15 protein-coding genes are annotated in these 22286 nt (G+C 48.7%); 2 read left to right on the plus strand and 13 right to left on the minus strand.

Annotated features, from left to right (window positions below):
- Positions 1–102 precede the first annotated feature (102 nt).
- The 11 genes from KBW69_RS10125 to KBW69_RS10175 all read right to left on the minus strand — a co-directional run bounded on the left by KBW69_RS10125 (position 103) and on the right by KBW69_RS10175 (position 16130).
- Positions 103–1749, minus strand: a complete 1647-nt coding sequence (locus KBW69_RS10125) for an ABC transporter ATP-binding protein (protein WP_257280797.1) — start codon at positions 1747–1749, stop codon at positions 103–105.
- Between the two features lies 1 nt (position 1750).
- The gene (locus tag KBW69_RS10130) at positions 1751–3121 is read right to left on the minus strand and encodes an ABC transporter permease (protein ID WP_257280799.1); all 1371 of its coding nucleotides are present in this window, start codon (positions 3119–3121) and stop codon (positions 1751–1753) included.
- 10 nt (positions 3122–3131) lie between these two features.
- Complete coding sequence (locus tag KBW69_RS10135) at positions 3132–4109, minus strand: ABC transporter permease (RefSeq protein ID WP_257280800.1); 978 nt, start codon at positions 4107–4109, stop codon at positions 3132–3134.
- Between the two features lie 43 nt (positions 4110–4152).
- Entirely contained in the window at positions 4153–6327 is a 2175-nt protein-coding gene (locus tag KBW69_RS10140; protein ID WP_257280801.1) for an ABC transporter substrate-binding protein, read from the minus strand.
- 76 nt (positions 6328–6403) lie between these two features.
- Entirely contained in the window at positions 6404–7375 is a 972-nt protein-coding gene (locus KBW69_RS10145) for an aldo/keto reductase family oxidoreductase (protein ID WP_257280802.1), read from the minus strand.
- Between the two features lie 115 nt (positions 7376–7490).
- Positions 7491–7796, minus strand: a complete 306-nt coding sequence (locus KBW69_RS10150) for a DUF1244 domain-containing protein (protein ID WP_257280803.1) — start codon at positions 7794–7796, stop codon at positions 7491–7493.
- Between the two features lie 88 nt (positions 7797–7884).
- Positions 7885–10119 carry a YgiQ family radical SAM protein gene (locus tag KBW69_RS10155; RefSeq protein WP_257280804.1) on the minus strand — a complete coding sequence of 745 codons (2235 nt, stop codon included), beginning with the start codon at positions 10117–10119 and terminating at the stop codon, positions 7885–7887.
- 179 nt (positions 10120–10298) lie between these two features.
- Positions 10299–11642: a hypothetical protein gene (locus KBW69_RS10160; RefSeq protein WP_257280805.1), complete on the minus strand. Its 1344-nt coding sequence runs from the start codon at positions 11640–11642 to the stop codon at positions 10299–10301.
- Positions 11642–12136 carry a SycD/LcrH family type III secretion system chaperone gene (locus tag KBW69_RS10165; RefSeq protein ID WP_257280806.1) on the minus strand — a complete coding sequence of 165 codons (495 nt, stop codon included), beginning with the start codon at positions 12134–12136 and terminating at the stop codon, positions 11642–11644. The genes KBW69_RS10160 and KBW69_RS10165 overlap by 1 nt, the downstream gene beginning before the upstream one ends.
- A gap of 98 nt (positions 12137–12234) precedes the next feature.
- Positions 12235–15426, minus strand: coding sequence for a hypothetical protein (locus KBW69_RS10170; protein ID WP_257280807.1), 3192 nt, complete (start codon positions 15424–15426; stop codon positions 12235–12237).
- Between the two features lie 116 nt (positions 15427–15542).
- Positions 15543–16130 (minus strand): hypothetical protein, encoded by a 588-nt coding sequence (locus tag KBW69_RS10175; RefSeq protein ID WP_257280808.1) that lies wholly within the window; start codon positions 16128–16130, stop codon positions 15543–15545.
- A 273-nt stretch (positions 16131–16403) separates the two neighbouring features.
- Between KBW69_RS10175 and KBW69_RS10180 the strand changes: the two genes are divergently transcribed.
- Positions 16404–17453, plus strand: a complete 1050-nt coding sequence (locus tag KBW69_RS10180; RefSeq protein ID WP_257280809.1) for a hypothetical protein — start codon at positions 16404–16406, stop codon at positions 17451–17453.
- Positions 17454–17977: 524 nt separating this feature from the next.
- Positions 17978–19000: a hypothetical protein gene (locus KBW69_RS10185; protein ID WP_257252463.1), complete on the plus strand. Its 1023-nt coding sequence runs from the start codon at positions 17978–17980 to the stop codon at positions 18998–19000.
- 83 nt (positions 19001–19083) lie between these two features.
- Here KBW69_RS10185 and dbpA read toward each other — a convergent pair whose 3' ends face one another.
- Both dbpA and KBW69_RS10195 read right to left on the minus strand, forming a co-directional pair.
- Entirely contained in the window at positions 19084–20463 is a 1380-nt protein-coding gene (dbpA, locus tag KBW69_RS10190; protein ID WP_257252461.1) for an ATP-dependent RNA helicase DbpA, read from the minus strand.
- A gap of 164 nt (positions 20464–20627) precedes the next feature.
- Positions 20628–22115: a hypothetical protein gene (locus tag KBW69_RS10195; protein ID WP_257280810.1), complete on the minus strand. Its 1488-nt coding sequence runs from the start codon at positions 22113–22115 to the stop codon at positions 20628–20630.
- Positions 22116–22286 lie beyond the last annotated feature (171 nt).

Genomic DNA, 22286 nt, shown 5'->3' on the forward strand with positions numbered 1-22286 from the left:
TCATGTCTAAAGAGTGTAGGGCCTGTTTTTGGCGCCTGTGCACTCTCAGGAGTGGTAAGGATTCAAAACCCTCGCCCAAAGAAAACCCGATGGGCGGGGGAGTTAGCTTGCATTTGGAACGGCACTGAGTAGCTTACGAGTGTAGTCGTGCTGAGGTCTGGTCAGTATATCTTCGGTGTAGCCTTGTTCAACGATCTTGCCGCCCTGCATCACCGCAACCCGGTGAGCCAGATGAGGAATGATTGAGAGGTCGTGAGTAATAAACAGATAAGAAACTTGCAGCTCTCTCTGCAATTCCAGCAATAGATTCATGACTTCCGAACGGATAGAGACATCCAGTGCGCTGGTGGGCTCGTCGCAAATAATCAGGTCAGGCTTAACTGCAAGCGCCCGGGCGATTGCGATACGCTGGCGTTGACCACCAGAGAACTCGTGGGGATATCGATAACGGTGCTCAGGCTCCAGCTGAACTCTATTAAGAAGTGATTTAACGCGTTGTTCCCTTTCTGATTTACTCAGACCCATCTGCAGACTAACCATACCCTCTTCGATAATATCGCCCACCGTCATACGTGGGTTTAAAGAAGAGTATGGACTTTGGAATATCACCTGGATCTTTTTACGAAGCGGTAACATCTCCTTGCGGGAGAAAGCGCTAATTTTTTGGTGGTTATACCAGATCTCACCACTGGTCGCTTTTTCCAGATTAAGAATGGCACGGCCAGTGGTGGATTTTCCACAACCCGACTCTCCAACCAGAGCCAGCGTTTCACCTTTAGCGATGGAGAAGCTGATACCATTAACGGCTTTGGTGTAATCGTGGACTCTCTGGAGGATTCCTTTGCGAATGGGGAAGTGAACTCCCAGGTTGTCGACCTGCAACAATGGAGGGGAATCGGTCTGAGAGCGGTAAGCGTCCGTGTCAGGCAAGCTGTTGATCAGACGACGGCTGTATTCTTCACGAGGATTTTCGAAAAAGTTATCACAGGTGCCCTCCTCAACGATCTCGCCCTGATACATAACGCCAACACGGTCAGCGGTCTCGCGTACGACGCCCATATCATGGGTAATCAACAATACCGCCAGATCACGGCTGATGGTCAACGTTTTCAACAGTTCCAGAATCTGCTTTTGAATGGTGACATCCAGAGCTGTGGTGGGCTCATCTGCCAGCAGAATATCCGGTTCACAGGCAAGGGCCATAGCAATCATGACTCGCTGCTGCTGACCACCGGACATTTGGTGGGGATACCAGTCTATGCGGCTATCGGGATCAGGAAGGCCGACCTCTTCAAACAGTTGGATGGCGCGTTTTCTGATGTTGTCACCCGTCAGGTGGGTGTGTGTTTTCAGGGCTTCTGCAATCTGGTCACCTACTTTTTGAACTGGATTCAAAGAGGTCAATGCATCCTGAAAGATCATGGCGATCTTTTTACCGCGTACGTAACCCATTTCCTGCTCTGTCAGGGCAAAGAGGTTGGTATCGCTTTGCCAGATGTTTCCCTGAGTGATTTTCATGGCATCGGGCAAGAGGCGCATGATTGACAACGATGTCATCGACTTGCCACTGCCTGACTCGCCCACCAATGCATAGACTTCACCTTTATTTAGATGAAAACTGACGTTTTTCAGAATTCGGGTTCCGGGTTCATGTCTCAGGACAACATTAAGGTTGGTTACCTGCAATGCCCATTCTTTGCTCTCAGCTGCTTTGGACACGGTCGCGCTAAGGGATTTAGCAATGCTCATATCAGGCAGCCTCCAACCTGGTTTTGGGGTTAAAGGCGTCATTAACAAGGTCCGAGAACAGGTTGGCTGCCAGCACCAAAACAAACATCAGGGTAAAAGCACCTGCAAGGTTCCACCAGACAGCGGGTACCCGACTGAGTTCTGCGCTGCCTGCGCTGATCATGTTACCCCAACTGTGCATGGAAGAGTCGACTCCCACACCAATGTAGGCCAGAACTGCCTCGGCTAGTACCAGGCCACTGAAGTCGAGCACAAAGATGATCAGTATGATATGGGTGACATTGGGAAGAATGTGTTTGGTAATGATTCTGGCATGGCTGACGCCAAAAGCATGGGCAGCCTGAACATAGTCAAGTTGACTGATTTTCAGGGTTTCCGCTCTGAGCAGACGACACAGAGTGGCCCAGCTGGTAACTCCGAGAATAAAGCATAGGCCGATGAATTTGGCATCACCTTTTTCAAGTCCGGTGGCAAAGTAATCAGGGTTCAGGTCAATCCAGATCTGGAACAGCAGAGCAGAGGCTGCAATCAGCAGAAGGCCCGGAATAGAGCTGAGAGTGGTATACAAATACTGAATAATGTCGTCTACCCAACCTTTGAAGTAGCCAGCGGCTATTCCAAGGGAAATCGCAATAGGCATCATGATCAAAGTAGCCAGAGTGCCAATCAACATGGCGGTGCGAATACCTTTGAGGCATTGGTAAAGAACATCGTTACCTGCTTTATCTGTGCCCAGGATGTGATAAAGAGAGCTGATGTGAATCATCCAGCTGAGCAAGCAAATAATAATGGTCAGGGTGACATAGGCCGTTTTCCATGGGTAGATGCCGTTTTTTCCTGTCATCCAATAGGAGTGGGGAGCAATCAGAAGGGCACTGATCAAAAGACCCATGAGAAGCGCCTGAAACGATTGCAGGACAATATCCAAAGGTTTGTCATCAGGGGATTCCAGATGCTTACCTGCATGTTTCAGGCTCGCATAAGCCCGGTAAGTATTACCCTGTTCATCTTGCATATTTTCCTTGGAGTATGATTTCAGTGAGAAAGGCGCTGAATAGGTTTTTTCCTTTTCCTCTCCCATTTCCCCCAGCATCAGATCCAGAACACTGTTTATATGGCTGGAGTAATAAACCTCAGTTTGCTCCTGACCTTCAACAGGTTCGACCGCCTTGCGAAAATGCAATGAATCCAGAACACCAATGACAATGTAGGTAAGAATAATCAGAAAGCAGGACATACCCAGTCGGGAATGAAAAACTCTACTCCAGCGTTCACGACTCTGGTTGTTGCGAATGATATTGACAATGAATGTGATCATGGCTGCCAAAAGGATAAACAGCAACGCATCACTCCATAAAATAACCGGTTTCATGGATGCTCTCCTAGTTCAGCCTGACACGGGGATCGACCAGTGTGTATGAAATATCAGTAGCAATCAGACCTATGATGTAGAGCACTGAGCCAATGAACACCATTGTTCTGACAATGGCGAAGTCCTGGGATTTCAGGGCGTCAATCATGTAACTGCCCAGACCCGGGATGCCAAAGAAGGATTCCATCACCAGACTGCCCATAAACAGCATTGGAATGACAATCACGATATTGGTCAGAATCGGGATCATGGCGTTAGGCAGAATGTGTCTAAAAAGTACGGTGACTTCGCTCACTCCTTTTGCCCTGGCTGTGCGGGCGTAGTCCTGATCCGCTTCTTCCAGGAACAGTGTACGGTAGAGACGGGCCCCGGCTCCGGTACCAGCAATGACGCCAATAGCAACGGGCAGAACCAGAAACCTGAAGGAATCAAGCCCGGTCTGGAAGCCTGAGACAGGCACCAGATTCCACAAGCGGGTGACCAGATACTGGCCGCCTATGATGTAGAACAGGTAAGAGACAGACATCAAGCCAACGAAAGAGATAACAAATGCTTTCTCAAGCCCGGTATTGCGAAACATAACCACTAACAGGGCTATGCAGATGTTGACCCAGAGCCCGATAAGGAGTGTTGGCAGGGCAAACATGACGCTGGGCCACACGCGCTGGGAAACATCGCTGGTAATATCCCGTCCACTTTCAGACTGTCCAAAGTCAAAGGTGAAAAGGCTGATGGATTTGTTGAAAAAGATGGTTTCTGTCAGTGCTGTAAGGCCTTCCTCTTTATCGTTGAAGAACAGGGGCTGGTGGTAACCATTCGTCTCTTTCCAGAGTTCAATGGCTTCGCCAGTGACGTATTTATCACCCAGCTGAGCCCGAGCCATATCGTCAGGGGTGTTCACCACAAAGAAAAGTAAAAAAGTAATCAGATTGACACCCATAAGAATAGGAATGGCGTAAATCAGTCGTCTGATAATATAAGCAAGCATGGTAGAACGTCCTTAAACCTGAAAATTATTCTTCAGCCTTTTATTACTTGTCGGTATTTATGACCAGCTTCTGTCGTCGTCTATAGGCGCGAATCGCAGGAACAAACAAGGCGACAAAAATACTCATGCCCGCCACCAGAGGAACAAGATTGGGTTGGTTCCATTCAGCCTGTTTTTGTTTTCTCACTTCTGAATCGATCTTCAGGTATTTAAGGGTAGCCTTGGAGATGCCATGCCGTTTGGTATTAGAAACCCACTGGTTATTCAAGTAATACTCCTTCGGGTATTCGCCGGTAAACCAGGGAACATCGGCACGAACCTGATCCAACATTTCGGCGATTAACTGATTACGCTCCAGACCGGGTTGCATAGTCTTCATCTGCTTGTAAAGCTTGTTATAGTCAGGATTGTCATAGTTGGCATTGTTGTTGCCGTCGCATTGACAGGCGACAGGGCTTTGAGGGCCATAAAGCAAGAACAGAAAATTCTCGGGATCAGGGTAATCGGCCAACCAGCCATAGGAGAACATTTGGTGGTTACCTGTGCTCATTTTCTCTTTATAGCGATTCCAGTCTGTCGCTCTGAGCTCTAACTCAATGCCGAGCTTTTTGAGTTGGCGTTTTTGCCAGTCTTCAAGGCTTTTGCTGGTGGCTTGCGCCTGAACATCCAGATAGAGCTTCAAAGGTTTACCTGTTTTGGCATCTCGACCATTTGGATAGCCAGCTTCAGTCAAAAGCTGTTTGGCGTATTCAATGCTTTTGCGAACGGCCTTGCCATTTTTCCAGTCGTGAGTGTAGGTGTTGATGCCTGCTTCTCCTTTCAGAGAGCCCTCAATACCGGGAGGAATGGGCCCCATGAAAGGAATGGCGGAGCCGTTTCGGAATATTTCTATATATTCTTCAGAATTCCAGGCAATGGAGATAGCCTGACGCAGCTTTTGCTTTTCCGTGGAGTAACCACCCACGACATCGTCCAGCATATTGAAGCCCATATAGTAGACTGCAGGCTTAACATCCTGGGACAGAGTGATTTCTCTACCTTGCATCTCTGCGGTAAGCTCCACTCCCTCTGGCCCGATGGTCAAGGCCTGGTCAAAGTTTTGGGTGACGTTGCCGTGGTTTTCTCCTGAGCGGTCGTAATAACCCTGCAGGAATTTGGTCCACATAGGCAAAACTTCTTTGTCCAGACTGTAAATGGCTTTATCTATGAAAGGTACCTTTGCTCCAGCATCAGCAAGCAATCCTGCCTCTTTATCACCGGGGGCTCCTTCGGTGGGATAAAAATCATCCCTGAAGTTAGGATTTCGTTCCAGAATGATTTCCCTGTTAGGGTCATTCCTTGTCATCATATAGGCACCTGTGCCGACTGGATACCAATCCAGAGTCAGGTTGTTGTCTTTGAAGCCGGGGTTGTTATAGAAGCGATCCGCTTCCCAGGGGATGGGGGCAAAAAAGTGCATGGCCAGCCAGTAGGAAAACTGGGGGTAGATGCCTTTGATAGTAATAGAGAAAGTCCGTTCATCAATTCTTTCCAGTCCCCTCATTTTGAATTCACGAAGATCCAGCCACCCGTCTCTTTCAACAGTTTTTAATTCGGCAGTCAGTTCACTCATGCCGTCTATATACTGGGCAAGGAAGCCAATTAAGGGTGCTTTATTGTGAGGGTCGGCAATCCTTTTGATCTGATAGAGAAAGTCATCTGCATCCAGCCCCCGAGTTGCTGTCTGACCAAAGTCGGAAAGAGTTCTGTAGTTTGCGGTTTCACTTTCATCGGTAAAGAGGTAAACGTAACCACCTTCACTGTTTTTGACGAACGCCGGGTGAGGCTGATAATCAATGCCTTCTTTGAGGGTGATGGTGTATTTGCTGAAGGTAACGTCAGGACTATCTGAGGGGATCTCCTCGCGGTTTGTGTTCAAATAACGAACATCCGGCATGGATTCAGCGGCCAGAGGCTCCAGCTCATAAGGTCTTTTTAGAAAGTGATAACCAAGGGGAGGTTCGTATATCTGGTCGATCAGCATACTTTCATCAGTACTGTATGAGATAGCCGGATCAAAGTGCTGGGGGGGAAGCTGAAAATTAGTGTAGTAGACAGTCTGGTTCTGATTAACAGAACTTTCCTGATGAGGATTATTCCAGGGACCTGAGCAGCCTGTCAGCAGGATGGCCGTTGTCAGTGTGGCAGCCAGATACCTGGTTGCTTTTCGGTTCATCATCACTTCATCCCCGTTTTTTTAATTTTTGTTCGATGATGTCGAGAACGACTGGCTCACAACACAGCTCCACTTCAAATCAAGGCAGAGGCTGCCCTCTGGAGGCGATGTAAAGCTTGTACCAGTCTTCCCGGCTCAGATTAACTTCCATCGCCTGTGAACACCTGCGAATACGGTCTTCATGAGTTGTGCCAACAACAGGTTGAATGCTGGCCGGGTGCCTCATGAGCCAGGCTAAAACGATGGCTTCTCTGGAAGTCTGATACTCCTCAGCCATCTCCGCGACTCGTTTTGCAGTGGTCCGAACGGACGCTGGTTCGTTGCTGATATCTTTACCGGTGAACAGTCCCCGATCCAGACAGCCCCAAGCCTGAAGCTGAACGCTATGGTTACGGCAGTAGTCAACTATTCCTGGTGTAAATCCTGTATCGGCGCTCTCGGTCATGGCGACCAGTACTCCGTCTTCGACGAAGTCACAACGACCAAGACTCAGAGGCAACTGGTTAGCGATCAAAGGCTGTTCGATACAGGAGTATAGATAGGCAATCTGATGCTGGTTCATATTGGAAACACCAAAGTGCCTTACTTTTCCGCTGTCGTATAGACGAGTAAACGCCTCAGCAATTAAACCGGGCTCCATCAGTGGATCAGGGCGATGAAGTAACAGAATATCCAGATACTCTGTACCCAGCCTTTCGAGAATGCCGTTGACACTGAACTCGATCCATTGGGGAGAAAGGTCGTATCGACCGGGATTGTCGTCATCGGCAAAGCGAATGCCACATTTGGACTGGATGATCAGATCCTGACGAAGTTTTGGTTCCGCTTTTAGCACACTGCTGAATGCTTGCTCTGCTTTGCCCATGGTGTAGATATCAGCATGGTCAAAGAAGTTAATGCCACACTCCAGTGCCGCATTGACGGCACCATGGGCCAGAGTATAGTCCTGATCGGAAATAGGGCTACTGTTCCACTCACCTCCCAGGCCCATACAGCCATAAATCAGTCGGCTGGCTTTAGGAATGTGAATCTGTAGTGGGAAACGATTCATACTCAGCTCTCTTATTAAGGACTGCTCCGAAAGCTCAAGGCTGTTCGGAAAAGCTCATGGCTGTGTTGGCATCACTATGGCCGTCCATTGAGCGTTCAAGTCAGTGTGCAGAGCACTACTTCTTTCGTCTGGCTTCAAAAGCAGCCAGCTGTTCTTCCGACGCAGGCTGCTGATGCTTTTCTTTCCACTGGGAATAAGGCATACCATAGATACGTTCTCTGGCTTCGTTGTCGGACACTTCAACACCCAGGTCGTCAGCAGCTGTTTTGTACCATTTGCCCAGACAGTTCCTACAGAAGTTCGCCAGAATCATCAGGTCAATATTCTGCACCTCTTTATGATCATCAAGGTGCTTTAGCAGACGGCGAAAAGTAGCTGCGTCCAGTTTGTCCTGAGTTTCCTGATCAATCTGTCTATTCATCACATCATCCTTATACTGTTGGCAGGCAGTGTAAGAAATTGTGGGCCAATAAAAAAGCCCCGCAGGTTACGGGGCTTTTTTTCAGGGGTTATCGGCGTTTTTTATTCGCCGAAGGCCTTTTATTAACTGAAGACTTTTTACGGGCTACCGGCTTTTTGCGGGGAGCACGGTTATCCCACTGACCACCACGAGCTTTTTGGAATTTTTCAGCAGGCTTTTTGTTTTGTGGTCGGCGGTTGTCTTTACTCTTCTCCTCCGCAGGCACCAGCTGATTGGGGCCGTCGCCAATCAGCTCAGAGCGGTTCATCTTTCTCAGGGCATGACGGAGAACATCCCAGTTTCTGGAATCGTGATAACGCAGGAAAGCTTTTTGTAGACGACGTTGTTCCAGCTCTTTGGGAATATAAAGTCTGTCACCTTTGTAATTGAGTTTCTTGAGCGGGTTACGACCTGAATAGTACATTGCCGTTGCCAGCGACATGGGTGACGGATAGAAGGTTTGTACCTGATCGACACGGAATTTGTGACGCTTCAGCCAGAGTGACAGGTTCATCATATCCTCGTCCTCACAACCGGGGTGAGCGGCAATGAAGTAAGGAATGAGGTACTGTTTTTTTCCAGCTTCTTTGGAGAACTTGTCGAACATTTTCTTGAAAGCGTCGTAGGTGCCCATACCAGGTTTCATCATCAGATCCAGAGTGCCTTTCTCGGTATGCTCCGGTGCAATCTTCAGATACCCACCGACGTGGTGTGTGACCAGTTCACGGACGTACTCCGGATCTTCTACGGCCAGGTCATAACGAAGACCCGAAGCAATGGCGATTTTCTTGATGCCCCCAATGGCACGGGCTTTTCGGTAAAGCTCTGTCGTTTGCTTGTGTGATGTCTCCAGATTTTTGCAAATGCCGGGGAACACACAGGAAAGACGGCGGCAGCTGGCCTGAATTTCGGCACTCTTGCAATTCAGGTGATACATGTTGGCGGTAGGGCCACCCAGGTCAGAAATCTGACCGGTAAAGCCTGGCACCTTATCCCTGATATCTTCCAGTTCCTGCAGAACGGATGCCTGGGAACGACTCTGGATAACCCGACCTTCGTGTTCTGTGATGGAACAAAATGTACAACCACCAAAGCAGCCCCGCATGATATTCACGGATGTTTTGATCATGTCATAGGCCGGAATGTTGGCATCACCGTAGGCAGGGTGTGGCCTGCGCTGATAGGGCAGAGCGAATACACCGTCAATCTCCGGCGTTTCCAGAGGAATGGGAGGCGGGTTTACCCAGATTTCCCGGTTGCCATGTTTCTGCACCAGCACCCGGGCATTATGGGGGTTGGACTCCTGATGTAATACACGGGAGGCATGGGCGTACAGCGCTGGATCTTTACGCACTTTTTCAAACGACGGTAGACGAATACAACTTTTGCTGGCATCAAAGTCAGTCTTGCGGTGCAGCGGAAGTGGCACAATGCGGATAGGCTGAACTTCCGGCGCCTGCTCTTTTTTGGACTCGCAGGCTTCTTCCTGCACATAGTCATAAGGACTAGTGCCGTAAGCTTCTTCGAAAGATCCCAAATCTCTTGGCCAGTCGATACGTGTTGAGTCGATTTCGGTCCAGCCTTCGGGTGTGGCATTTTTAACGACAACTGTTCCGCGTATATCGTCCATCTCTTTGATGTTAATGCCCGCAGCCAGTTTGTCTGCGACATCGGCCATAGCTCGCTCAGCGTTGCCATAGAGAAGGATATCTGCTGTGGAATCCATCAGCACAGAACGGCGCACTTCATTGCTCCAGTAATCATACTGGGCAATCCTGCGCAGGCTGGCCTCAATGCCGCCAATAACGACGGGCACATCGTTGTAGGCTTCTTTACAACGCTGACTGTAAACAATCACCGAACGATCAGGCCGTTTGCCCGGCTCGGCATCCGGTGTATAAGCATCGTCATTGCGCACTTTCAGATCAGCGGTGTAGCGGTTGATCATGGAGTCCATGTTGCCGCCAGTGACACCGTAGAACAGGTTAGGCTTGCCCAGTCGTATGAAGTCTCTGGTGTTGCTCCAGTCTGGCTGGGCAATAATGCCCACCCTGAAGCCCTGTGATTCCAGAAAGCGACCAATGACGGCCATACCGAAGCTTGGGTGATCAACGTAGGCATCCCCTGTGACAATGATGATGTCGCAGGAGTCCCAGCCTAACTCATCCATCTCTGCACGTGTCATAGGCAGGTAAGGCGCTGTGCCATAGCATTCTGCCCAATACTTTGGGTAGGAAAACAGTTCCTTGGCGGGCACAGGTTGTTGCAGGGAGGCGTGACTCATAGACGTTCTGGTGTTATCTGTTCTGTCTGAAGGGGCGCTATTTTTTCAAAAAATGCGTCGTTTAGATAGCACGAATTGCAGCCGGGGGATGAGATGAAACCGAAGGGATGTGGTTAGAAACCTTTCCTGCCCCGCTATGAATACCATTGATTCATGACAAGGGCAGGGTGGTCAGTTACTTACACGGACGTAAAGCGCTGGATCAGGTTTAGTTCACCGGCTGCGTCCTTCATGGAAGAGAGTGCTTTGTCAGGAACACCGGAGATATCGCTGACAAAACTTTTGAGATCTTTTGCCTCTTTGGGCTTTTTATCAGCGGTTGGTGGACTGTTACTGTCACCGAGACTGCTATCCAGCCCTTGAGCCCCCAGGATTTCTTTTGCCAGAGACGGGTCTCCGCCCTCCAGTGCGCTGATGGCTGCCTCAAGTTTCTTCTTGGCTTCTTCTGATTCGGCCTGTTTCTGAAGAGCCTGGAGCATCGCTTTTCTTCTCTCAAAGTGATCCAGACCTTCGCTGGCAATCTGAAGGCCTTCGGTGGCATCACTGACGGCTGTTTTTGATGCACCTGCTTGATCAGTGCTTTCTTTAGGTTTTTTGGAATCCTCAGCATTTGATGGCTGATTATCGGTTTGTTCAGAGCTGCCAACCTCTACCATGAAAGCCGGTAAATAGGGGCTTGCATGTTTGATAAAGCTGGCATCGGCTTCCCCAATCCCCTGTCGCATCGAGTTAATTTCACTTTTGGAAAAGATACTCAGGTGGGAGTTGTCTTTGCCGGGGTTGATCTCCCGGTCAATCATCAGCGCGGTTTCCCAGAGCATGACCGGAGGGAACAGGAAAGACAGGGCTTTCAGGAAAATATTTTCAGGTTTGGCTTTAGCTTCGGCCTCGGCGCTGGCGTTGACCTCCTCAATATGTTCCCGAATTTTCTCGATATTACTATCATGTCGCTGTTGAGCATCCAGGGAAGCCATCTCAATCTTTTGTTCAGCGTATTTAACCGAGTTGTCTTCCAGGCTGGCATTGATCTGGGCCAGTATTTCCTCAAGCTTGTCTGAGGTCAGTGTACCCTTGGTACTCTCTGATTTTATTTGGTCTAAGGCATTACCGATGTCTTTCAGGACATTAGGAGGAGCTTCCTGCATCGTTGACAGTTTGCTATCGATATTCTGAACACTCTTACCGACATCCAGAGTCTCTGACTTTGGGCCGCTGATGGTAACTGACTCGGGGCTCTGACCAAACATCCCTCCAAGTTCGCCTCGCAGCTTGGCTGCGGTCTGCTGGGTTACCTGCTTTTTGAGGTCACCCACTTCACCCGTTATTGCTGAATCGGGTTCTGGAATGCTGGGAGCCTCTGAAGCACCAATAGGCCAATCAACCTGAACTTCCCCGTTTCTGACGGATATCGAGTTACTGCTGTCAAAGCCTCTGGAGACCTGGTTCGTCTTCTCAACTTCCTTAAGCGCTTCTGCCTGCGTTGGGACTACCACTGCACCATTGCGATTAACTGAATCGACCATCAGGACTGCCCTCCCTTTTCGTCCTCAAAGGTCTGGAGCAAGTTCTCGACTCTTTCTAGCTCCAGATGAGTAAACTGATGTTTTCTGGCATCTTTCAAAGCACTTTTATACACCACTTCAGCAATGCCTCTTTCCTTCAGCGCCAGGTAGCAATCACCCATATACACTTTGGCCAGTGGATTGCTGATGTCCATTCGGGCTGCGTATTCCAGGGTTTTGATGGCCTGACCGTAGGTTTTCAGCATCATCTGACAGGAACCCAGGCAAAGAAAGTTGCGGGCATTCCAGTGATCATAAAAGCAGAGATATTGAAAGATTCTCGCGGCCTCTTCAAAGTGACCATTCTGGTACTGGTTGTAGCCATGGGAATAAATGGATTCGAGGCCTTTCTCGCTCATCTGGTTGGCTTCTGCCAACGTTCCGCCAGTGAGCAGGTATTCAGTGATAGTGGCCAGCTCCTGAGTGTCAGGAGCTTGAAGGGGCTGTTTCGACATCGACGGCATCCTTGCTGTATTTCAGATTTCTGTTCCTAAAGGTATAGCATCCTCTTTCAGGAGACTCTCACCTGTTAAGACGAAAGTCACAAAAAGGCCTAATGAGTGGTTCCTGGTCCTTTCTTTGATTTAGCCTCTGCCTTTCTGGGTTTGGCTTGTTTTACCGGTTGCTCCGGAAACAACTGGTAATCCTCCTCAAAACCAGATTGGAAGTAATGCTCCGTAGAGGCAAACCATTGGTTTTCTTTGGCATAAGTGGGGAGTTCCAGATGCAGGTGAGGCTCCGGGTGAATCGAGTGGTCGAGTTTCTCGGGTTCAACCAAGCCTGGCCGGAAGTAAAGCATGTTGTTCATCGGCAGGTTAACCTGGATAGGAATTTTCAGAGCATCTGAAAGAAAGGTACAGTCAACGCCCAAATACTTGGAGTCCTCGAGAAAAGTACCCTGCTGGATTCTTGTCAGCAGTACTTTTAAATCCAGCCCCTCAGGCACCGTTTTGCCATCAGGAGTCTTTCCTGTGTCATGGAGTACTTCAAGATAGTCGCTGAGCCTTGTTTGGAGTTTCAGGCCCAGTTCATCGGGATCGACATTTTTCTTTTTGACCTCAGTGGCTTGTGGTTGAGGGACCACTGGATCTTTTCCTTTACGTCCCTGCTGTTTCCCTTTTTTGCCTTTTCTGGATTTTGCAGTAGTCAGATTTTTATCCTGAACGGTTCCCGAATCGAAGAGCTTCATGAGTGCTATGAGTTGGCGCTCCACGATTGAAATGCCCAGGGCAATCACCATGTTTTCGGGAATAAGCAGCTTCAGGGGTAGTTTAATCTCTTGAGCTTCCTCAATGCCTGCAACTAATGGTGTTTCTATGTCCGTTGTGTGGGTGCCCTCTGAAGGTGCAGCGGTAGCTACCGGAGATGTTTGCATGGATGAGGTAGCCTGATCGGGCAAGGAGCCCTGTGCAGAGTCATTATTACATTCAGCCACAGAGGCTGAATCATCAGGGCTCAGAGCCTGCCGGACCTGGGCGGCCTGTTCACTATTAAGGGCGTCTTTCAGCATTCCCATACTTTTATCGAGCTTCTTGCCAAGTTCTTCCAGATCCTTTATTCGGTCGGATAACTCTCGGTGTCGTTCTGAGTCACTTTGTAAATCACGGTGTTGCTGTGAGCCACTTTTTAACTCATGGTCTCGCAGTGAGCCACTTTTCCTGTACAGCTTGTGACGCTGAATCATTTTACCCCGCCGGGCATAAATATCCGGAATGTCCTTGCAGCATTGAATGACGGCTTTTCCCTGAGCAATCAGGTGCTCCATGTCGTTGTGTAGATCCACCAGTGCATCAACAAACTCGGGTTGATCTTCATTAAGGCTAAAGAAAATCTCCTGCGCTTCTTTGACGGCCTTACTCATGACCAAGGTGTAGATGCTGATCTGCTGCATATTAAGCTTGAACTGCTTCAATGCTTCCCTGAATTTGATGTCTTTTTCCAGATCAGGCGGCCCCTGATTTTCCAGGGCTTGCCCGTAGGCATAGACAGGCTCAATCATTTTGTGAACAAACTCCAGCTGACGCCGAAGCCTGGAGGTGACCATGTCGGCATAACTGTAATGAGCCTGAGCTTTGTCAAAGCCAGTCACCTGGGGATGGTTAATCACTCTCTTGAAGATGTTGTTCAGAACCCCAACAGGCTCTTTTCGAGCAAAGGCTTCAGTAGCCTCATTCAGTGTGCCTGCCAGATCATAGGGCTTTGGCGCAGGGGGGGGTGGTTTTTTCTCTGCGGTTGCGGCCTGCGTGGCCTGCTTTTTCTGCCATTGGGCCTTCTGTCTCTGTTCTTCTCTTTCCCGGCGTTTTTTCGCTCTGGCCTCCAGTTTTTCTTTGATCTGCTGCTGTTCCTCTTGTTCTTCTGCAATCAGGTCGGAAGCTCTCTGAACGACCTCTGCTTCTCGCACATGAAGACTCTTTATTACGAATTGGTAGTGGTTGTTGACCTGCTCAAAAATGGACATCAGCGTAGCCCGGACACCCTCAGGCAGCATTTTTTTCTTGTTAATGGTTCTGATCAGGGTCTCTAACTCAGCTACCAGAGCCCTGGCCCCTTCCAGCCTGGCTTTAAAGTGAGCCAGCGGTTCGGGGCGGTCATAAAGATACGGTAGCGATCTCAGTAAGGAGATGCCGAGTGACAAAGCATCCTTTGGAGCAAAGGCAGGATTGTCCGCTTCCATCTCTTTCCGGAAGAACTGTATGAGGCGCTGAGCTTGTATGGGGTTGTCTGTCAGAATCATGGCACTCATCAGATGCCTGAGTTCAAAGCTATTTAATTTTATCACCTGTGGCTGCTCAGGGTCGAAGTCAGCCAGCCACCGACTGAAACAGCAGGAATGGCTCGCCAGCATTTGGCGAAGTTTATCCAGATCGTCAGTGAGCAGGTATTCTTCCATGGCCAGATCAGCCAGCATGGCTACCCCGAAGACGGCCCTGTCATGGGTATCAAGGCTCACTTCAAGTTTTGAATATTGTTCAAGCCCCAGCTGACATTGAATCACTTCCTGATACATTTTCATGCATTCGATGGACTGGGGTAAAAAGTCTTCTATCCTGTGTCGAAAGGTTGCGCGGTCATTCTGTCTCACGGCATGAAGGTGAGGCATCACTTTAAGAGCTTTGTGAAAGCGTATTCCACAAAGATTGGCATAAAGTTCTATGCGTGTTCGTTCTCGCCAATAATCCTCGTGGCGTTTGTCTGAATTTCCGAGGCTGACGATGTCTTTCAGCAAGGTCTGTTCCGATTCACTGATCCGTCGAGATCTGACTGCTCTTCTGGCGGTGGTTTCCAGTTTTCTAAAAACACTGTAATCGGACTGGAGCACCTGGTAAATCTGGTTCACATTGGTAAAATGCGTATCCAGTAATTGTTTCATCTCTATCAACAGAAGCTGCGTGGCTGTGGAGTAGCCTTCATAAAGAGTACAGCCAAGCTCGGGCTGCCTTTCTTTAAGGCCATTCTCCATTATAAACGTTCTAATGGCTTCCAGGGACTCTTCGACCTTATGGCCCAGTTCCGCCATTTCATCCAGAGTGTATTTCCTCCTGCTGACGCTACGGTTGCGTAATTGCTCGTCTTTGCCAGCTACGGCAGTCGCTCTCGCTACCAGATTTTCACCGTTGGTAGGAGTAATATCACGGTGATCCTGCTGACGTGTGACTTTGCTTTCTTGCTCTGAGCTCGTTGAAGGATCAGAAGTTGAACTATTTCCTGATTGAGGAGAGGGTAGACCCTGGCTAGCTCCGTCCATTTTAACCTGCCATTTTGTTGATTCGTTTTCTTCAGTCTAGAAAGTCTGACAGATTTGTCAGAAGAGCTCGGATGGCAGGAAGCTGGCTCGTCAGAGCCAGCTTTAAGGCGAGGGAGTCAGATGTCCCAGTGCAGGCCCAGATTAAAGCCCTTGATACGCTCATCGTCATGGATGCCCTTGGTGCCATCCATATCGATGTCGTAGGTGCGGTAGCCACCTTGCAGTTTCAGGCCGGCAAACAGGTAAAAACGGACACCCACTTCCAGATCATTAAAGTCAGTATCGCCTGAGCGACCTGCGTAAAGCTTGCTGTAAAAGCTAATGATGCTGTCCTGAAACAATTCCACATCGGCGGTCAGCATGGGGACTGTATCGCTGAAAGAGGCATTCCGATATTCACCGCTGTCAAAGCGACGAACCCCCAGTCCCAGATCCAGAGCAATATTGCCATTATCCAGAATTTCGTAGTAGCCGGAAGCATCGTAACTGTCGAACTTCAGCTTGTCATGGTTAAGCCTGCTATAGCCTACCGCCAGATTGGGAAGCAGGGGGATCGGGTGTTCTATCTGTCCGTAAACGGTCTGAAAGTCACCGTGGTTGGTAGTATTCCAATAGTTGTAACCCAGTTTCGCGCCAATAATATCTGCCTTGGCAATGGTAACGCTTGCCGTCAGGATGGCAGCCGTCAGAATCGATTTTTTCATTTGTCGTTATTGCGTAGGTAAAAGTAACAACTTACCGCTTGTTAGCCATGGCTCCCATTCTGACTTTTACTTATAGCCATTACCCAAGGTTACTTCTTGCGTCATATTGCAAAGGGAATTGGCGGTAAGTCGTATCTTCGTCTATAAAGACCCTTCAGGCATAGATAACTCAGAAATCAACAGTCTTCATTGGGGTAGTGAAACCGTCTCAACAGCCTGTGTGCAGCCGGGTCTGAGTTGTCAATTTAAATCTACGGTGGTGGGTAAATTCTGATGCGCTCAGTTCGTGTGGCCTTATCCAGCCTGATAGGAACCTTCCTTTTACTGTCCATGGCCCGTGGGGAAGCCGGGGAAGCATGTTGGCTGACAACCCATACTGACAGCTTCTATAACGTGGATGTCCTCTCCGAGATCATGGAAACTGGCGATGATGTGCCACTGTGTGTGACTCGTGCGCTGACGGGCTCCGGCGTTGAGGTCGGATATGTTCATTATCAGCCAGGAGAAGATAGCCCGGTTCTGGCCTGTTCGTATTGGGATTCTGGCGGAAGTCAGTCTTATAGTTATGAGTTTCAATGGTTGTCGGCTAAATACTCTCAGTTGCAGGCGGCGAAAGCCCATAATCCCTATTTGAAAGACCCTGCTGGTATTAGCATTGCACTCTTTCTATCAAAACATGTTTTTGGATATTGTGACCAAGGGTCAGAAGAGTCCGGTTTTTTTACGCAGGGTGAAACTTATCAGGAGCAAACCGTTGTTGGTGGCGAGAAAGCTTCCGAAGGAAGCGAATTTACCGGACAGCAACCTAACCTCTGTATGGGCAGCGGAACCGAGGAAGTTCTGGGAGAAAAACGCAATTACTTCGCTTTTGGCACTCAATCGACCGATGGCCAGCACTGTGAGCTGAGTCTGTCTCGTTATTATGAGACCGTTCACTCAGGCAGTGCCTTGGGTGATAGTAATCAAGCGGGCACTCTTCGAGTTATGGCAGCCCCAACACCCAAAAATCAGAAGTGCAGGTTTCCTGAATATGTCAGAGGCAATATTTATGTCTGCAAATTTGATATTGGGACTGATGGCGGCCATTACTGGATTAGGGACGGTCAGGAAATGAGGCATTCTGCCAGAGATCTGGGCGAGTGTGCCCGTTTCAACTACGAACCAAGGTTCTGCATGGACATGAAAGGTCACTGCATTATTGGCAGAAAAGTCAAACACGGTGATACTGATCATAACCGCAACCACTGTTATATCTGTAATGAACAGATCACTCAGGAAGCGCAAAAACTGGACTGGAGCAAGATTAAGTGTATTACCCCCTGATTTAAGAGACTTTTTCCAAAAATTCCAGCTCATAATACAATTCGGATGTTTTATGAGCTGAAAGCACAGCAGACACAGGAATTATCAGAGTCTGCAAACTTTAAACTTCCGGCCCTCAATTCCAATCCTTCCCTCCTCAAGGCGCGGGTCGCAGTTGATAACGGCCTTCAGGTTATCAACTTCAGACCCCGCTGCGACATCGACAGCAATCAGAATGTCGGCGCTCTGGTTTGAAAATCGCAGTAGGACAGCCTTAAGTCCGACAGGCTGCTAGCTGCTGACTTATACCTGAAGCCAACGTTGAGTGGTACTTCTTGCGTGACAGTGCAAAGGGAATTGGCGGTCAGTCGCATCCTCGTCTATATAAAACTGTCCAGAAAATCATACCTCCAGAAATAGCAGGTTCCATTGGGATTTTGGAACTTGCGTAGGTACATCGTGAATCAGTCCCGAACAGCCCCTGGGCAGTGGGGTCTGAATTATCAATTTTTATTAGTGGGTGAAATCTGATGCAGGCAGTTCGAATGGCCTTATCCAGTCTGATAGGAACTTTCCTTTTGCTGTCCGTGGCTCATGGGGAAGCTGAACAAGCATGTTGGCTTACGACACATATCAACGGCTCCTATAACGTGGATGCTCTCTCTGAAATCATGGAAACCGGTAACGATGTACCACTCTGTGTGGCGCATTCACTGGTAGGATCTGGTGTTGAGGTCGGATATGTTGGTTACTACACAGGAGCAGGCACTCCGGTTCTGGCCTGTTTGTACAGAGATTCCAGTGGAAGCTACTCCTACAGCTATCAGTTTCAATGGTTGTTGGCTAAATACACTCAGTTACAGCAAGCGAAAACCTATAATCCCTATTTGAAAGACCCCGCCGGTATGACCACTGCACTCTTTCTATCAAAACGTGTTTTTGAATTTTGTGACCAAGGGCAGGGAGAGTTCGGGATTTTTACTCAGGATGAAACGTATGAGCAACAACCTGTTGCTGGTGGCGACAAAGTTTCCGAAAAAGCCGGGTTTGTCAGGCAGCAACCTAATCTCTGTATGGAGAGCAGGGTCGAAAAAGTGCCTGGAGAAAAGCGCAGCTACTTCTCTTTTGGCACTATATCGGCCGACGGTCAGCGCTGTGAGCTGGCTGGGTCTCGTTATTACGAGACTGTTGACTCAGACAATACCCACAACGGTAGCGCTCTTCATGTTCTGGCAACCCGAATACCCAACAATCAAAAGTGCAGGTTTCCCGAATATGTCCGAGGCCAAATTGATGTCTGCAAGTTTGATAAAGGGACTGATAGCGGACATTACTGGATTCGAGACGGGAAAGAAATGAGGCATTCCGCTGTAGATCTGAGTGAATGTGCCCTATTCAACTATAAACAAAGGTTCTGCATGGACATGAAGGGCCACTGCATCATTGGCAGAAAAGTCAAACACGGTGATACTGATCATAACCGCAACCATTGTTACATCTGTAATGAACAGATCACTCAGGAAGCGAAAAATCTGGACTGGAATACTATCCGGTGTATTACCCCGTGATGTAAGAGACTGTCTCCAAAAAGGCAGCTCATAATACAAGTCGAATGTCTTATGAGCTGAAGGTGCACAAGTCACAGAATCAATCAGAGTCTGCGAACTTTAAACTTCCGGCCTTTGATTTTGCCCTGTTCAAGTCGAGCCAGAGCTTTCCGGGCACTTTCCCTTTTAATAGCCACGTAGGCGACAAAATCAAAAACATTAATTTTGCCGACCTGGTCACCGGGAATGCCTGCTTCACCGGTAAGAGCGCCCAGAATATCGCCAGGGCGTACCTTGTTCTTTTTTCCTCCATCAATAGCCAGCGTCACCATTGGGGCTTTTGGAGGCGGTTGTGTTGCTGGCTTCAGTGCTCTGTGGTCAGCAAAAGTGAGTTCGGTTCGCAGCATATCGGCAATAGCATCCAGTTTGTATTGCTCACGGGAGGTGTGCAGGTTCAAGGCCAGACCTTCTTTACCAGCACGACCTGTTCGCCCGACTCTGTGAACATGGACTTCCGGATCTCGACTCAGGTCATAATTGATAACAGCCGCCAGATCATTAATATCCAGACCCCGGGCTGCGACATCGGTAGCAATCAGAATGTCGGCACTCTGGTTTGAAAACCTTACCAGCATCTGGTCTCGTTCTCGCTGTTCCATATCACCGTGCAGCACCAATGGCCTGTACCCCTGGTCATAAAGGTAAGTACCAACGTCTTTGCAGGTCTGTTTGGTATTACAGAAGATGACAGTAGAAGCGGGCTGATAATGGTTCAGCAGTTTGCAGAGGGTTTCTGGTTTGTCAGGGTTCTCAGCTTGATAGAAAAACTGCTGAAGGTGTTGGTGAGTGTGCACTGACTCAACAGTGACCTCTTCAGGCTCAGACTGGAACTTTTGGCTCAGGGCCCTGATCTGTTTGGGATAGGTGGCTGAATAAAGCAGCGTCTGCCTGTTTGGCGGGGTGTGATTCAGAATGTTTTCAATGGCATCAATAAATCCCATATCCAGCATCCGGTCAGCTTCATCCAATACCACCGTTTTTAGTTGTTCGAGAGTGAGTGTCCGCTTACGCAGATGATCCTGAATTCTTCCCGGTGTACCGACAACGATATGGGCACCATGGGAGAGTGAGCTGATCTGTGGGCCAATAGGTTGTCCACCGCATAAGGTAACGACTTTGATGTTCTGACGGTAGCGAGCCAGTTTTCGAATTTCGTTGGCGACCTGGGTGGCCAGTTCACGAGTGGGGCAGAGCACAAGACCCTGACAGCCAAAAAAGCGTTGATGAATGCCCGAAAGCATGCCAATGGCAAAGGCTGCCGTTTTACCACTGCCGGTTTTGGCCTTGGCAATAAGGTCTCTGCCGGCCATGGCCAGAGGTAAACTTTTTTGCTGGATAGGGGTCATTTCCCGGTAGCCAATCTGCTCCAGGTTGTTCAGCAGCGCTTCGGGCAGCGGCAAGTCGGAAAAAGGGTGTGTAATCAAGGTTTACTCTCTACCGTGAAAAGTCTGCATCGCCGGATATAACATCACTCAAATCTGTGTGGCAATGCATTTTGGGGTCAGGAGTATAACAGAGCTGATGAAAAAGCGCGGATGCGGAGTATACCCATCAAAGGGGTAGCTTGCTCAGGAATAGTTAGAAATAGTTAGAAGTAGAGAGGTGCCAGAATGAAAATCTGTATTACCGGTTTGAACTGGTTGATGATCCAGTCAAACAATGCACCGATCTCTCTCCTGTCTATGACAAAGTGCCTTCCTGACAAGCTCAGCATGACATCACCTGATGCTTCTGGCTGAAAATTGATCACTGTGACCTCTTGGTCTGGAGTCATCAATTGAGCCATAAAGGGAGTTTGTGCTCCGGTCAGTGCTTCGACATTCTGCAAAGCGCTACCTTCAGTGGGGCCGGGCTGGAAGCCATAATTTGGCATTGATAGCGCAAGTTCGGCCTGATCCTGTGTCTTTTTGAGCTCCCGGATCGCGCCAGTATGTTCGATAGGAGGATATTCTGGTGAAGAATGCCCCAGCTGTTGAATATATTCGATAATGGCGACTGTCAGGGAGTTAGTGAGCATAGCCGCGGCAGTTGCGCCTTCTGATGAGGGGGCGGGATCGTCTGGAACTGCCTCGTGAGTAAAAACAGCCAGTTCTGTCACCTCTTCATGATTCAGAAAAGCACTAAGAAGGAGGGTCAGGTTTTCGATACAAATGGGCGAACTCTGCAGACCCAGCTCTGTAATAATCAGAGCCTGCTTGTTTTCTACAGGGTGAATATGGATAACCGTGATCATCCCATCTTTTTGGATCATCCGGATAATAAGGTATTTACCTGAAAGCAAAAGCGACTTGAGATTCAACAGTGATTGATCAGCAAATTTGATATTAAAATCTGACAATAGTGAGACCAGGACAGGCAGTTCCGCCTTGTCTCTCAGTAGCAACATGGCTTCCCCACGGGGCAGGGCCGAAGCATGAGTGCCTGATATTCCATAGCCTCTCTTTTCAAGTCGTTCAATAAGGTTGTAAGCAATAGATGAGCCTTCTGAATCCTGCACTGAAGGTCGCACAGTTTGAAATTCTTCATAAACTCCTTGTTCAATGGGTGGAATAAGATTGTGAGCGACAGAAGGAGTGGTTGTAGTTGTCGTTTCAGCGGACAATGATTCGACGGCCAGATTTTCTTCGTGGAGATCGTCGTGAGTAGGAAAGCTGCTCTTGTGCCCTGCCGTTTGTTCAAAACTGTATTTGGCAGTGGCTGGCAGAGATAAATCAGAACGGGCACTGATCATAGCAGAATAACAAGCATAGCCGCCCGATTCCTGTCTCTCATCTCGCAACAGGCAGCCGCGCTCCATCTGATCCTCTAAAAGAGCAACATTATCTCTATTCGGATCGTCAGAGTCTGGCCCGTTTTCCATCAGAGCCGTTTCAGCAGCATAGCGACGGGCTTGCTGTGCCTCCATAGCATCTTCCATCTGATTGAGCGTATTCTGAATACACCACAGACAGATATAACCTCCGAAGCCGTCCGGTTGCATTTCTATAGAGCACGAGTGTTTTAAGCACACAGGCTTGTCAAAGGACGGCTTGTCAGCCGCTTTTACCTGGTAAGCTGACATAGATGCAAACAACATCAGTACAAGACTTACAGAGAAAGCCGCTCTGATTGAAAAGGATTTTATAGATAAGAAGGAGTCCATTACCGCAATCGTTCATGATTTTATTTTCCTAACCGTGGACAGATTAGAACACAGATTGTCATATTGCCCGGAAACCCATTGGTCAGAATGACCATTTACCGAGCA

This window comes from Endozoicomonas sp. ISHI1, from assembly GCF_024606225.1.
In the GTDB taxonomy this organism is placed as follows: Bacteria; Pseudomonadota; Gammaproteobacteria; order Pseudomonadales; family Endozoicomonadaceae; genus Endozoicomonas_A.